This window comes from Pseudomonas sp. nanlin1, assembly GCF_045571515.1.
Taxonomy (GTDB): Bacteria; Pseudomonadota; Gammaproteobacteria; order Pseudomonadales; family Pseudomonadaceae; genus Aquipseudomonas.
On sequence record NZ_CP124218.1, the window covers coordinates 263,823 to 278,563 of the forward strand.

Annotated in this window: 8 protein-coding genes, 2 tRNA genes and 4 rRNA genes; 9 read left to right on the forward strand and 5 right to left on the reverse strand. The window is 55.5% G+C overall.

Going from position 1 to position 14,741, the window contains the following annotated elements; all coding sequences use genetic code 11:
- Window positions 1-140: 140 nt before the first annotated feature.
- From QCL65_RS01280 to QCL65_RS01295, 4 genes are all read right to left on the reverse strand, one after another.
- Window positions 141-1,592 carry an NAD(P)(+) transhydrogenase (Re/Si-specific) subunit beta gene (locus QCL65_RS01280; protein ID WP_407314132.1) on the reverse strand — a complete coding sequence of 484 codons (1,452 nt, stop codon included), beginning with the start codon at window positions 1,590-1,592 and terminating at the stop codon, window positions 141-143.
- Window positions 1,589-1,912 carry an NAD(P) transhydrogenase subunit alpha gene (locus QCL65_RS01285; RefSeq protein ID WP_407314134.1) on the reverse strand — a complete coding sequence of 108 codons (324 nt, stop codon included), beginning with the start codon at window positions 1,910-1,912 and terminating at the stop codon, window positions 1,589-1,591. Before QCL65_RS01285 ends, QCL65_RS01280 begins: the two co-directional genes overlap by 4 nt.
- Before the next feature lie 13 nt (window positions 1,913-1,925).
- The gene (locus QCL65_RS01290) at window positions 1,926-3,047 is read right to left on the reverse strand and encodes a Re/Si-specific NAD(P)(+) transhydrogenase subunit alpha (protein ID WP_407314136.1); all 1,122 of its coding nucleotides are present in this window, start codon (window positions 3,045-3,047) and stop codon (window positions 1,926-1,928) included.
- A 404-nt stretch (window positions 3,048-3,451) separates the two neighbouring features.
- Complete coding sequence (locus tag QCL65_RS01295) at window positions 3,452-4,333, reverse strand: LysR substrate-binding domain-containing protein (RefSeq protein WP_407314139.1); 882 nt, start codon at window positions 4,331-4,333, stop codon at window positions 3,452-3,454.
- A 146-nt stretch (window positions 4,334-4,479) separates the two neighbouring features.
- Here QCL65_RS01295 and QCL65_RS01300 point away from each other — a divergent pair, with 146 nt between their 5' ends.
- The 8 genes from QCL65_RS01300 (at window position 4,480) to rrf (QCL65_RS01335) (ending at window position 12,950) form a co-directional block, all read left to right on the forward strand.
- On the forward strand, window positions 4,480-5,661 hold the full coding sequence (locus QCL65_RS01300; protein WP_407314141.1) for an acyl-CoA dehydrogenase: 1,182 nt from the start codon (window positions 4,480-4,482) through the stop codon (window positions 5,659-5,661).
- Between the two features lie 28 nt (window positions 5,662-5,689).
- Window positions 5,690-6,910, forward strand: a complete 1,221-nt coding sequence (locus QCL65_RS01305) for a CaiB/BaiF CoA transferase family protein (protein WP_407314143.1) — start codon at window positions 5,690-5,692, stop codon at window positions 6,908-6,910.
- 553 nt (window positions 6,911-7,463) lie between these two features.
- A 16S ribosomal RNA gene (locus tag QCL65_RS01310) occupies window positions 7,464-9,000 on the forward strand.
- A 170-nt stretch (window positions 9,001-9,170) separates the two neighbouring features.
- Window positions 9,171-9,247: transfer RNA gene (locus QCL65_RS01315), tRNA-Ile, on the forward strand.
- 4 nt (window positions 9,248-9,251) lie between these two features.
- Window positions 9,252-9,327, forward strand: a tRNA-Ala gene (locus QCL65_RS01320).
- Between the two features lie 245 nt (window positions 9,328-9,572).
- Window positions 9,573-12,465 (forward strand): 23S ribosomal RNA (locus QCL65_RS01325).
- Between the two features lie 139 nt (window positions 12,466-12,604).
- Window positions 12,605-12,720 (forward strand): 5S ribosomal RNA (gene rrf, locus QCL65_RS01330).
- Window positions 12,721-12,834: 114 nt separating this feature from the next.
- Window positions 12,835-12,950 (forward strand): 5S ribosomal RNA (gene rrf / locus QCL65_RS01335).
- The 16S, 23S and 5S rRNA genes sit together here with 2 tRNA genes alongside, the layout of an rRNA operon.
- Window positions 12,951-13,018: 68 nt before the next feature.
- Here rrf (QCL65_RS01335) and QCL65_RS01340 read toward each other — a convergent pair.
- Window positions 13,019-13,702, reverse strand: a complete 684-nt coding sequence (locus QCL65_RS01340; protein WP_407314145.1) for a GntR family transcriptional regulator — start codon at window positions 13,700-13,702, stop codon at window positions 13,019-13,021.
- A gap of 366 nt (window positions 13,703-14,068) precedes the next feature.
- Here QCL65_RS01340 and lapG point away from each other — a divergent pair, with 366 nt between their 5' ends.
- Window positions 14,069-14,731, forward strand: coding sequence for a cysteine protease LapG (gene lapG / locus QCL65_RS01345; RefSeq protein ID WP_407316605.1), 663 nt, complete (start codon window positions 14,069-14,071; stop codon window positions 14,729-14,731).
- Window positions 14,732-14,741: the final 10 nt, after the last annotated feature.

A 14,741-nucleotide genomic window follows, 5' to 3' on the forward strand; every position in this document is an offset into this window, starting at 1 on the left:
GCAATAGCCCAGTCTAGAGCGTTTCAGTGGTCGAACGCCTGCGACCAAGGTCGAAAACCTTGACCCTGGTCAAAGAAACACTCTTGCTTGCGTTGCAACAATCGCGCAGCGGCCAGTTACGGCCCCTGCGTGGTGTGCTGTCAGTCGACGGCCTTGACCATGTCTTCGATGACTTTTTTCGCGTCGCCGAAGACCATCATGGTTTTGTCGAGGTAGAACAGCTCGTTGTCCAGGCCAGCATAGCCGCTGGCCATTGAGCGCTTGTTGACGATGATGGTCTTGGCCTTGAACGCCTCGAGAATCGGCATGCCGGCAATCGGTGATTTTGGGTCGTTCTTGGCCGCCGGGTTGACCACATCGTTGGCGCCCAGCACGAGTACTACGTCGGCTTGGCCGAACTCGGAGTTGATGTCCTCCATTTCGAAGACCTGGTCGTAAGGTACCTCGGCCTCGGCCAGCAGCACGTTCATATGCCCGGGCATGCGGCCGGCCACCGGGTGAATGGCGTACTTGACCGTAACGCCACGGTGCACCAGTTTTTCAGTCAACTCCTTGAGCGCATGCTGAGCCCTGGCTACTGCCAGGCCATAGCCCGGTACGATGATGACCGTGTCCGCGTTGGTCAGCAGGAACGTGGCGTCGTCGGCTGAGCCTGACTTTACCGGGCGGGCCTCTTTCGCGCCTACCGGGCCGCCTGCATCCGCTGCGCCGCCAAAGCCGCCGAGGATCACATTGAAGAACGAGCGATTCATGGCTTTACACATGATGTAAGACAGGATCGCCCCTGAAGACCCTACCAGCGAGCCGGCAATGATCAGCATCGAGTTGTTCAGCGAGAAGCCGATACCCGCTGCCGCCCAGCCTGAGTAGCTGTTGAGCATCGAGACCACGACGGGCATGTCCGCACCGCCAATGGGGATAATGATCAGCACCCCTAGCACAAACGCCAGCGCCACCATCAGGCCGAACGCCAGATAGTTGCCGGTCAGCATAAAGGCCAGGCCGAGGGCCAAGGTCGCCAGCCCCAGGAGCAAATTGAGTTTGTGTTGGCCGCTGAACTGCACGGGCGTGCCTTGAAACAAGCGGAATTTATACTTGCCCGACAATTTGCCGAAGGCGATCACTGAACCCGAAAAGGTGATCGCACCAATCGCGGCGCCCAGGAACAGCTCTAAACGGTTGCCGGCAGGAATGGGGTCGCCCAACCGCGCGACGATGCCCAGCGATTGAGGCTCGGCGACTGCCGCAATGGCAATAAATACGGCAGCCAGGCCGATCATGCTGTGCATGAACGCGACCAACTCCGGCATCTTGGTCATTTCCACCCGTTTGGCCATGACCGAGCCCACGGTGCCGCCCACCAACAGCCCGATGATGACGTAACCGATGCCAACTGAAGCGCCGCCCTCGCCTGCCGACAAAGCGGCCAGCTTATAGATCAGCCCCAGTGTGGTGACCACGGCCAAGCCCATGCCGAGCATGCCGAACAAGTTGCCCCGACGTGAGGTGGTGGGGTGCGAAAGGCCTTTGAGTGCCTGGATGAAGCAAACCGAAGCGACCAAATAAAGCAGGGTGATAAGGTTCATGCTCATGGTTGGCGCGCCTCGGCCTTGGTTTTCGGTGCTTTTTTGCGGAACATCTCCAGCATTCGGCGGGTGACCAAAAAACCACCAAAGACGTTGACCGCTGCCAAGGCCACAGCCAGGGTGCCCATGGTTTTACCCAGCGGCGTGACTGTGAGCGCGGCGGCCAGCATGGCGCCGACGATGACGATCGCCGAAATGGCGTTGGTTACCGCCATCAACGGCGTGTGCAGCGCTGGCGTGACGTTCCAGACCACGTGGTAGCCTACGTAGATGGCCAGGACGAAAATGATCAGGTTGTAGATGCCGGGCGAAATGAAGTCTTCCATTGGTGACGTCCTCTCAAGCGTTCTGGCGGACAATCTGACCGTCGCGGCACATTAGGCACGCGGCGACGATGTCGTCTTCGAGGTTGATCTGCAGCTGGCCGTTCTGGTCGAACAGCAACTTGATAAAGTCCAGCAGGTTGCGCGCGTAGAGCGCCGAGGCATCGGCGGCGACCGAGCCAGCCAGGTTGGTGGGCCCGACCAGGGTCACACCGTTGTGCAGCACCACTTGGTCAGCCACCGTGAGGGGGCAATTGCCGCCCTGAGCGGCCGCCAGATCCACCACCACCGAGCCGGGTTTCATTTGTGCAACGGTCTCGGCGGTGAGCAGGGTCGGCGCTTTTCGCCCTGGAATCAGCGCGGTGGTGATCACGATGTCGGCCTGTTTGGCCCGCTCATGCACGGCCAGCGACTGGCGCTGCATCCAGCTGGCCGGCATTGGCCGGGCGTAACCGCCTACCCCTTCAGCGCATTCCCGTTCCTCATCGGTCTCGTAGGGAACATCAATGAACTTTGCGCCCAGCGACTCGATTTGCTCTTTGACCGCCGGACGCACATCGGACGCCTCAATCACCGCGCCCAGACGCTTGGCGGTGGCGATGGCCTGCAGCCCGGCGACCCCGGCCCCCAATACCAATACGCGCGCGGCTTTCACCGTGCCTGCCGCAGTCATCAACATGGGCATGAAGCGCGGGTAGTATTGAGTCGCCAGTAATACCGCCTTGTAGCCGGCGATGTTGGCTTGCGAGGACAGCACATCCAGGCTTTGCGCCCGTGAGGTGCGGGGCGCGGCTTCCAGGGCGAACGCGGTAATGCCCTGCGCGGCCATGCTGGCGATGATTGGATTGCTAAACGGGTTAAGCATGCCCACCAGTACACTGGCTGGCTTGATTTGCGCCAGTTCACTGTCATTGGGTGGCAGTACTTTGATGACGATATCAGCGGCAAACGCACTGGCTGCGTTGACCATAGTGGCGCCAACCGTTTCGTAGGCGCTGTCCGGAATGCTCGCCCCCAGCCCTGCCCCGTGTTCTACGGTGACGTGATGGCCTTGGGCAATAAGCTTTTTAACGGTTTCCGGGGTGGCAGCGACCCGTGTTTCGCCTGTGTGTGTTTCGCGTGGGACACCAATGTGCACGTCGACTCTCCTGCAAAATCTTCCAGTGAACCCAAGGCGCTGCGTGCGGCGCCTCTAGGTGGGTGGACCAGCACGATCCCGCCTGAAATGGCGGGGCGACGCATTTTGCAGGGCTTTATAAAAAGTGATCAACCCATTTTGGAGCGAAACTCAAAATAAACTACACGTCTCCATGTGACCGATGCGTCCTGAGAGGTCATACAACGCTGATTGCAACAGGCTAATGGGATTAGCTACCGCCATTGCTGGGCTTTCCCTAGGTTCGGCCTTTCACTGCCCTAGTGCATAGATCTATACGATGAAACGTTTTAACAGGGCTGTCGGCTTGGCAGAAACACTTTACAGTCGATATGTAGTGATTTCTGTAGGTCGCTACCTATATTCATATTGATGAAGCGCTAGCATTACCCGACGTATTCTGCAGCCTGGGCTAATAGCCACACTCTAAAGGCCGTCAGAGAGGCCGCCTGCACCTTGCGCTCTGGAATCATCAGGTAATACGCCTTCTCGCTAAGCAAGGCGTGGGGGTGGGCGACCACCAATTGGCCTGAGGCTAATTCGCGTTGAATCAAGAATGGCGGTATCAGGGCCACGCCCATCCCGTGGCTGGCGGCTTGGGCAAGCATGGAGAACAGCTCATAGCGGGGGCCCGTCATGTCGCGGGCGACGGCCATGCCTTGCGAACCGAACCACTGCCGCCAGGCATAAGGGCGCGTAGTCTGTTGCAGCAGTGGCCAGTCGGCGATGTTTGCCCATTGCTGCTGCAACATTTGCGGGTTACACACCGGCACCGGAGCCTCAGCCATCAAGCGGTGCGCCTGGGTACCCGGCCAGTCGGCGTCACCGAAATAAATAGCGGCGTCGAAATCGGTATCGGCAAATAAGAAAGGTCGTGTCCGGTTGGTGAGGTTGACTGTGACTTCAGGGTGGCGCTGCTGGAAATCTTTCAATCGGGGTAACAGCCACTGCGTGCCAAACGTAGGGACTACCGCCAGTTCAAGGGCGCCGGCTTCTTGCTGGCCCATGATCGATAGCGTGTCACGCTCAACAGCGTCCAATTGGATAGACACGCGGCGACTATATGAAAGGCCCGCGTCCGTCAGCACTACGCCCCGCTGTGAGCGGCGAAACAGCTCCACGTTCAGAAACGCTTCCAGGCTTGCGATCTGGCGACACACCGCCCCTTGGGTCAAGGATAGCTCTAACGCGGCTTTGGTGAAGCTTTGGTGTCTGGCCGAGGCCTCGAAACAGACCAGGGCCGTAGTGCTGGGGATCTTGCGACGCATATAAATGCTCACTCTAAAGGGGGCGTTATAGGATTCTGGGCCTTTCTGGAGTGAGAAAACAGCACAAGAGCATGCCGAATCTTCGTTTGTGCGGTCAGGCTTCTCTGCCTAGTCTTAACGCCTATCAACCCGTCGAGGATTTCAGCATGTCAGGTAAGGCGTCATTCAATTGGGTGGACCCTCTGTTGTTAGACCAGCAGCTCTCTGAAGAGGAGCGCATGGTTCGCGACAGCGCCGAGCAGTTCGCTCAGCGCGTCCTGGCACCGCGGGTGCTCGACGCCTTCCGTCATGAGCGTACCGATCCCGCGATCTTCCGTGAGATGGGCGAGGTCGGCCTGTTAGGGGCCACGATCCCTGAGCAATACGGTGGCAGCGGCATGAATTATGTTTGCTATGGGTTGATTGCGCGTGAGGTTGAGCGTATCGATTCCGGCTACCGTTCGATGATGAGTGTGCAGTCGTCGTTGGTCATGGTGCCCATCCACGAGTTCGGCAGCGAAGCGCAAAAGCAAAAGTATCTGCCTAAGTTGTCCAGTGGCGAGTGGATTGGCTGCTTCGGCTTGACCGAACCGGATCACGGCTCAGACCCCGGCGGCATGGTGTCACGTGCGCGCAAGGTTGATGGTGGCTATCGCCTGTCTGGCAGCAAAATGTGGATCACCAACAGCCCGATTGCCGATGTGTTCGTGGTCTGGGCCAAGGATGATGAAGATCAGATTCGTGGTTTTATCCTAGAGAAAGGCTGGCCTGGGCTTAGTGCGCCGGCGATTCACGGCAAGGTCGGGCTGCGTGCATCTATTACCGGCGAAATCGTCATGGACAATGTATTCGTGCCCGAAGAAAACCGTTTTCCTGAGGTCAGCGGCTTGAAGGGCCCTTTCACCTGTCTGAACTCGGCCCGTTACGGTATCTCCTGGGGCGCCATGGGTGCGGCCGAAGCGTGCTGGCATACGGCGCGCCAGTACACGCTGGACCGTAAACAGTTCGGCCGACCGCTCGCTGCAAATCAGCTGATCCAAAAGAAGCTGGCCGATATGCAAACCGAAATTACCTTGGCCCTACAGGGTTGCCTACGCCTAGGACGTATGAAAGACGAAGGTACGGCGGCGGTGGAGATCACTTCAATGATGAAGCGCAACTCATGCGGCAAGGCTTTAGAGATCGCACGCCTGGCCCGGGACATGCTCGGGGGGAATGGCATCAGCGATGAGTTCGGGGTGGCGCGCCATTTGGTCAACCTGGAAGTGGTCAATACCTACGAGGGTACCCATGACGTCCATGCGTTGATTCTGGGGCGAGCGCAGACGGGTTTGCAGGCGTTCTATTGATCCGTCTTCTATATAAGGAGTGAGTTCGATGGGCGCGCTTTCTAATATCCGTGTGCTTGATCTCTCTCGGGTGCTGGCAGGACCCTGGGCTGGGCAGATTTTGGGCGACCTCGGTGCCGAGGTCATCAAGGTCGAGCGCCCTGGGTGCGGTGACGATACGCGCGCCTGGGGGCCGCCCTATCTGAAAGGTGTGGGGGGTGAAGAAACCAGCGAAGCCGCTTATTACCTCTGTGCCAACCGCAACAAGCAATCGGTGACCATCGACTTCACCTTGCCTGAGGGGCAAGCACTGGTGAAAGCGCTGGCGGCGCATTCAGACATTCTTATCGAGAACTTTAAGGCAGGCGGGCTCGCGGCCTACGGCTTGGACTATGCCAGCCTTAAGGAGAGCAACCCCAACCTGATCTATTGCTCTATTACCGGCTTTGGCCAGACTGGGCCGTACTGCAAGCGCGCGGGTTACGACTTTATGGTCCAGGGGCTCGGTGGGCTGATGAGTCTTACCGGCCGGGCTGCGGATGAACTCGGTGCCGGGCCGGTAAAGGTGGGGGTGGCTCTGACGGATGTGCTAACTGGGGTTTACGCCTGCGTAGCGATCCAGGCCGCGCTGCGCGCGCGCGAGCAGGGTGCGGGCGGCCAATACATCGACATGGCGCTGCTGGATGTGCAGGTGGCCTGCTTGGCCAACCAGTCGCTGAATTACCTCACCACAGGTAACGCGCCGCAACGTTTGGGCAATGCGCATCCGAACATCGTGCCTTATCAGGACTTTCCCACGGCAGATGGGGATTTCATCCTTACGGTGGGTAACGACAATCAGTTCCGCAAGTTTGCCGAGGTGGCCGGACACGCGGAATGGGGGCACGACCCGAGGTTTCAAACTAACCGGGCGCGGGTGGCTAACCGCGCGGTGCTGGTACCTCTGATTCGGCAGGTCACTGTCTTTAAAACCACGGCTCAATGGGTCACTGAGTTGGAGCAGGCCGGAGTGCCTTGCGGCCCGGTCAATAACCTCGCGCAGGTGTTCGAAGATCCGCAGGTGCTGGCCCGGGGCTTAGCGTTCCAGGCGGACCATCCATTGGCGGGCCAGGTGCCGCAAGTCGCGAGCCCCATCCGCTTGTCCCGCACACCTGTGGAGTATCGACGCCCTCCTCCCTTGTTGGGTGAGCACACGGACAGCGTGTTGAGCCAAGTGCTGGGCTTGTCTGTCGATGATATTGCACAGCTACGCAAGCGTGGCGTGCTTTAAAAGGCCTATATACCGGGGCTTTGCGGAAAAGTTCAAAATAAGGGTTGACGCCCTCGCTCAGCTGTCTATAATTCGCCCCACTTCCGGCGCAGCCGAAACGGAAAACTCCTTGAGAATCAATGCTTTATCTCAAGTAGAGTTCGAATAGGCAGCGATACGAAGGGTTTCGATGAGTTGATCGAAAGCGGTTTAAAAAGGTGGTTGACAGCGGTTTGAAATGCTGTAGAATTCGCCTCCCGCTAACGAGTGATCGAAGCGGTCAAGTGGTTGAAGTTGCTAGAGATTCTCTGGAAAGACTTCAAAATAAACGCTTGACAAGATGCAAGGTTAGCGTAGAATGCGCGCCTCGGTTGAGACGAAAGAATCAACCCACCGCTCTTTAACAACTGAATCAAGCAATTCGTGTGGGTGCTTGTGAGCTCAGACTGATGTCAACTAGATTATCAGCATCACAAGAACTCCACGAGAAATCAAAGAGTTACCTCGATCCTTCGGGTTCGAGTTTGCGATTGCTGAGCCAAGTTTAGGGTTTTTACAAAACCCATGCAGTATTGAACTGAAGAGTTTGATCATGGCTCAGATTGAACGCTGGCGGCAGGCCTAACACATGCAAGTCGAGCGGTTGAAGGGAGCTTGCTCCCTGATTCAGCGGCGGACGGGTGAGTAATGCCTAGGAATCTGCCTGGTAGTGGGGGACAACGTTTCGAAAGGAACGCTAATACCGCATACGTCCTACGGGAGAAAGCAGGGGACCTTCGGGCCTTGCGCTATCAGATGAGCCTAGGTCGGATTAGCTAGTTGGTGGGGTAATGGCTCACCAAGGCGACGATCCGTAACTGGTCTGAGAGGATGATCAGTCACACTGGAACTGAGACACGGTCCAGACTCCTACGGGAGGCAGCAGTGGGGAATATTGGACAATGGGCGAAAGCCTGATCCAGCCATGCCGCGTGTGTGAAGAAGGTCTTCGGATTGTAAAGCACTTTAAGTTGGGAGGAAGGGCATTAACCTAATACGTTAGTGTTTTGACGTTACCGACAGAATAAGCACCGGCTAACTCTGTGCCAGCAGCCGCGGTAATACAGAGGGTGCAAGCGTTAATCGGAATTACTGGGCGTAAAGCGCGCGTAGGTGGTGTGTTAAGTTGAATGTGAAATCCCCGGGCTCAACCTGGGAACTGCATCCAAAACTGGCACGCTAGAGTATGGTAGAGGGTGGTGGAATTTCCTGTGTAGCGGTGAAATGCGTAGATATAGGAAGGAACACCAGTGGCGAAGGCGACCACCTGGACTGATACTGACACTGAGGTGCGAAAGCGTGGGGAGCAAACAGGATTAGATACCCTGGTAGTCCACGCCGTAAACGATGTCAACTAGCCGTTGGGAGCCTTGAGCTCTTAGTGGCGCAGCTAACGCATTAAGTTGACCGCCTGGGGAGTACGGCCGCAAGGTTAAAACTCAAATGAATTGACGGGGGCCCGCACAAGCGGTGGAGCATGTGGTTTAATTCGAAGCAACGCGAAGAACCTTACCAGGCCTTGACATCCAATGAACTTTCTAGAGATAGATTGGTGCCTTCGGGAACATTGAGACAGGTGCTGCATGGCTGTCGTCAGCTCGTGTCGTGAGATGTTGGGTTAAGTCCCGTAACGAGCGCAACCCTTGTCCTTAGTTACCAGCACGTTATGGTGGGCACTCTAAGGAGACTGCCGGTGACAAACCGGAGGAAGGTGGGGATGACGTCAAGTCATCATGGCCCTTACGGCCTGGGCTACACACGTGCTACAATGGTCGGTACAGAGGGTTGCCAAGCCGCGAGGTGGAGCTAATCTCACAAAACCGATCGTAGTCCGGATCGCAGTCTGCAACTCGACTGCGTGAAGTCGGAATCGCTAGTAATCGCGAATCAGAATGTCGCGGTGAATACGTTCCCGGGCCTTGTACACACCGCCCGTCACACCATGGGAGTGGGTTGCACCAGAAGTAGCTAGTCTAACCTTCGGGAGGACGGTTACCACGGTGTGATTCATGACTGGGGTGAAGTCGTAACAAGGTAGCCGTAGGGGAACCTGCGGCTGGATCACCTCCTTAATCGACAGACTCAGCTGTTTCATGAGCACCCACACGAATTGCTTGATTCATTGAAGAAGACGATTAGAGGTCCGCAACCCCTGTTAGGTTTGTAGGTCGGTTGGTTAGAGTGCACCCCACGCTTTTGGATAAAGAGCAGGGTGAGGTCGGCCAACGGTCAATCCCGAATTGGGTCTGTAGCTCAGTTGGTTAGAGCGCACCCCTGATAAGGGTGAGGTCGGCAGTTCGAATCTGCCCAGACCCACCAATACGGGGCCATAGCTCAGCTGGGAGAGCGCCTGCCTTGCACGCAGGAGGTCAGCGGTTCGATCCCGCTTGGCTCCACCATTACTGCTTCGTGTTATAGAGCTTAGAAATGAGCATTCCACCAAACCGGTGCTTGAATGTTGATTTCTAGTCTTTGGCTAGATCGTTCTTTAAAAATTTAGGTGTGTGATAGAAGTATAGACTGAAGGCCACTTTCACTGGTGGTGTTCAGGCTAAGGTAAAATTTGTGAGTTGCTCTCAGGAGCAAGTGCGAATTTTCGGCGAATGTCGTCTTCACAGTATAACCAGATTGCTTGGGGTTATATGGTCAAGTGAAGAAGCGCATACGGTGGATGCCTTGGCAGTCAGAGGCGATGAAAGACGTGGTAGCCTGCGAAAAGCTTCGGGGAGTCGGCAAACAGACTGTGATCCGGAGATGTCTGAATGGGGGAACCCAGCCATCATAAGATGGTTATCTTGTACTGAATACATAGGTACAAGAGGCGAACCAGGGGAACTGAAACATCTAAGTACCCTGAGGAAAAGAAATCAACCGAGATTCCCTTAGTAGTGGCGAGCGAACGGGGACCAGCCCTTAAGTTGGTTTGAGATTAGCGGAACGTTCTGGAAAGTACGGCCATAGTGGGTGATAGCCCTGTACGCGAAAATCTCTTATCAATGAAATCGAGTAGGACGGAGCACGAGAAACTTTGTCTGAATATGGGGGGACCATCCTCCAAGGCTAAATACTACTGACTGACCGATAGTGAACTAGTACCGTGAGGGAAAGGCGAAAAGAACCCCGGAGAGGGGAGTGAAATAGATCCTGAAACCGTATGCGTACAAGCAGTGGGAGCAGACTTGTTCTGTGACTGCGTACCTTTTGTATAATGGGTCAGCGACTTATATTCAGTGGCGAGCTTAACCGAATAGGGGAGGCGTAGCGAAAGCGAGTCTTAATAGGGCGTTTAGTCGCTGGGTATAGACCCGAAACCGGGCGATCTATCCATGGGCAGGTTGAAGGTTGGGTAACACTAACTGGAGGACCGAACCGACTACCGTTGAAAAGTTAGCGGATGACCTGTGGATCGGAGTGAAAGGCTAATCAAGCTCGGAGATAGCTGGTTCTCCTCGAAAGCTATTTAGGTAGCGCCTCATGTATCACTGTAGGGGGTAGAGCACTGTTTCGGCTAGGGGGTCATCCCGACTTACCAAACCGATGCAAACTCCGAATACCTACAAGTGCCGAGCATGGGAGACACACGGCGGGTGCTAACGTCCGTCGTGAAAAGGGAAACAACCCAGACCGTCAGCTAAGGTCCCAAAATCCTGGTTAAGTGGGAAACGATGTGGGAAGGCTTAGACAGCTAGGAGGTTGGCTTAGAAGCAGCCACCCTTTAAAGAAAGCGTAATAGCTCACTAGTCGAGTCGGCCTGCGCGGAAGATGTAACGGGGCTCAAACCAGGTACCGAAGCTACGGGTATCATCTTAGGATGATGCGGTAGAGGAGCGTTCTGTAAGCCTGTGAAGGTCAGTTGAGAAGCTGGCTGGAGGTATCAGAAGTGCGAATGCTGACATGAGTAACGACAATGGGTGTGAAAAACACCCACGCCGAAAGACCAAGGTTTCCTGCGCAACGTTAATCGACGCAGGGTTAGTCGGTCCCTAAGGCGAGGCTGAAAAGCGTAGTCGATGGAAAACAGGTTAATATTCCTGTACTTCTGGTTACTGCGATGGAGGGACGGAGAAGGCTAGGCCAGCTTGGCGTTGGTTGTCCAAGTTTAAGGTGGTAGGCTGAGATCTTAGGTAAATCCGGGATCTTAAGGCCGAGAGCTGATGACGAGTGTTCTTTTAGAACACGAAGTGGTTGATGCCATGCTTCCAAGAAAAGCTTCTAAGCTTCAGGTAACCAGGAACCGTACCCCAAACCGACACAGGTGGTTGGGTAGAGAATACCAAGGCGCTTGAGAGAACTCGGGTGAAGGAACTAGGCAAAATGGCACCGTAACTTCGGGAGAAGGTGCGCCGGTGAGGGTGAAGGACTTGCTCCGTAAGCTCATGCCGGTCGAAGATACCAGGCCGCTGCGACTGTTTATTAAAAACACAGCACTCTGCAAACACGAAAGTGGACGTATAGGGTGTGACGCCTGCCCGGTGCCGGAAGGTTAATTGATGGGGTTAGCGCAAGCGAAGCTCTTGATCGAAGCCCCGGTAAACGGCGGCCGTAACTATAACGGTCCTAAGGTAGCGAAATTCCTTGTCGGGTAAGTTCCGACCTGCACGAATGGCGTAACGATGGCGGCGCTGTCTCCACCCGAGACTCAGTGAAATTGAAATCGCTGTGAAGATGCAGTGTATCCGCGGCTAGACGGAAAGACCCCGTGAACCTTTACTATAGCTTTGCACTGGACTTTGAATTTGCTTGTGTAGGATAGGTGGGAGGCTTTGAAGCGTGGACGCCAGTCTGCGTGGAGCCAACCTTGAAATACCACCCTGGCAACTTTGAGGTTCTAACTCAGGTCCGTTATCCGGATCGAGGACAGTGTATGGTGGGTAGTTTGACTGGGGCGGTCTCCTCCTAAAGAGTAACGGAGGAGTACGAAGGTGCGCTCAGACCGGTCGGAAATCGGTCGTAGAGTATAAAGGCAAAAGCGCGCTTGACTGCGAGACAGACACGTCGAGCAGGTACGAAAGTAGGTCTTAGTGATCCGGTGGTTCTGTATGGAAGGGCCATCGCTCAACGGATAAAAGGTACTCCGGGGATAACAGGCTGATACCGCCCAAGAGTTCATATCGACGGCGGTGTTTGGCACCTCGATGTCGGCTCATCACATCCTGGGGCTGAAGCCGGTCCCAAGGGTATGGCTGTTCGCCATTTAAAGTGGTACGCGAGCTGGGTTTAGAACGTCGTGAGACAGTTCGGTCCCTATCTGCCGTGGACGTTTGAGATTTGAGAGGGGCTGCTCCTAGTACGAGAGGACCGGAGTGGACGAACCTCTGGTGTTCCGGTTGTCACGCCAGTGGCATTGCCGGGTAGCTATGTTCGGGAAAGATAACCGCTGAAAGCATCTAAGCGGGAAACTTGCCTCAAGATGAGATCTCACTGGAACCTTGAGTTCCCTAAAGGGCCGTCGAAGACTACGACGTTGATAGGTGGGGTGTGTAAGCGCTGTGAGGCGTTGAGCTAACCCATACTAATTGCCCGTGAGGCTTGACCATATAACACCCAAGCAATTTGACTCGAGAGAGCGGATTGCGGTGTTGTGAAGACTGCAGAGTCCGAAAATTTGCACTCACAAACCACCGATATCACACACCTGATTTGCCGAGACGCGTAAGCGCATCGGTACCCGAATTTCTTGACGACCATAGAGCCTTGGAACCACCTGATCCCATCCCGAACTCAGTAGTGAAACGATGCATCGCCGATGGTAGTGTGGGGTTTCCCCATGTGAGAGTAGGTCATCGTCAAGATTAAATTCCGAAACCCCCATCTGCGTAGGCAGGTGGGGGTTTTGTCTATAAGTAGAAGCGTTATTAAAGATTCGCGGCTGCGCCAGCTTAACGGGCGTCGCCGCTCAAGCATTTCTTGACGACCATAGAGCATTGGAACCACCTGATCCCATCCCGAACTCAGTAGTGAAACGATGCATCGCCGATGGTAGTGTGGGGTTTCCCCATGTGAGAGTAGGTCATCGTCAAGATTGAATAAAAAAGCCCCAGTGTGCTGCGCACACTGGGGCTTTTTCTTGCCTGTCAAAACATCAGGCCCTTAAGGCATGTTCTGGGTATAACGCCTGATCGCGTCCACGCCCCGGTGCAAGTGTTGCTCTAGCAGCACCAGCGCGGTGTCGATGTCTTTCTGGCAAACGGCGGCGAGTAACGAACGGTGATCGTCTTGGGCAATTTTGCCCAGCCCCATGGTGCCAAGATTGAAACGCATAAAGCGCTCCTCTTCGTAGAGACCTTGGTCTATCAGGCGGAGCAGGCGTTTGTTAGGGGCTTTGCAATAAAGCTCCATATGGAAGCGCCGATTCAGAGTCGCAAGCTGACTGTAGTCTGTGCTCTCCTCCATGGCGTCGATGCAGTAGAGCGCCTCGTCATAGTTCTGCTGCTCCAGCAAGGGCAGGGACAGACGCAGCGCTTCACGCTCCAGCAGGATGCGCAGGGCGTAGGTCTCTTCGGCATCGTCGCTGATCAACGGGGCAACCACAGCGCCCTTGTGATGGGTCACTTGCAACAGGCCCTGGGCCTCTAGCTGGCGTAGTGCTTCACGAACCGGCATACGGCTGACCCCATAAAGGGATGCTAGCTCCTGCTGACGAACCGCCATGCCGCGAGGAAGTCGGCCATCGAGGATAGCCGTACGTAGCTTTTCCTCGATCATTGATCGGGCTAGGTGAGCGGGTACTTTCTCGCTGACCAAGATATTGCTCAAGGAAGGTTTGGGAGTCACGCGTAGGGCCCTGAAAACATATAACGTTAAACCGCTCGGGGAAAGCGCAGATACTTTGCCTGCCTGACAGAGCGAAAGACTTGCTGTGTGACCCTCCCTGGACGCTCTGCGTTTCCTCGGCGCCGTTTTTATATCCTATTATCGTGACGCAAGTTTTTGAACAATGGAAGACAAAACTAGGCCTTGGGTCAAAAAGCTGACGCATGAACTGGCGATATCTAACTTATCTATGGATTTGCGCAGATTAAGTGCGTTCTTTGATTGCAAGGTGCCATTGTTTTTTCCCCGTATTGGCGCCACCATGAGTCTGCTCACTGATTAGCCGGACTGATCGCATTGGCGACTCGCTTGTTTTTCCACCCGATCATGCGTCACCTGGCACTCGCGTTGGTGCTGGCCGGCGCCTGGCTGGGGGCGACGCAGGCAGACTGGGATTTCTCCCAAATCAGCCGTCGTGCCGAAGCGCTGTATGGCCCATTAGGTGCAGGTCAGAAACGGCTGGACGCCTGGCAACAGCTGCTTCTGGATGAAAAACAAGATTCTGAATTGGAACAGTTGAAGGTGATCAACCTGTTCTTCAATCGTCAGCTGCGGTACGAAGAAGACATCGACCTTTGGCGAGAAGTCGACTATTGGGCGACGCCGGTGCAGGCCCTTGGCAAAGGCGCAGGGGACTGCGAGGACTATGCGATTGCCAAGTATTTCAGCCTGAGGCACCTGGGGGTGCCAAGCGATAAATTGCGGATCACCTATGTAAAGGCGTTGAGACAAAATCGTGCCCACATGGTGCTGACCTACTACGCCAGCCCCAACGCCATGCCTTTGGTGCTCGACAGCCTTATCGACGAAATCCGGCCCGCTAACCAGCGAACCGACCTGCTCCCCGTGTACGCCTTTAATGGCGAGGGGCTATGGTTGACTGGCGCGGCTGGCAACAAGAAGGTCGGTGATACCAAACGCCTGTCACGCTGGCAGGATATACTGAAAAAAATGGCGGCCGAAGGTTTTCCAGTCGGTGCAGACAACTAACAGGAGCCTC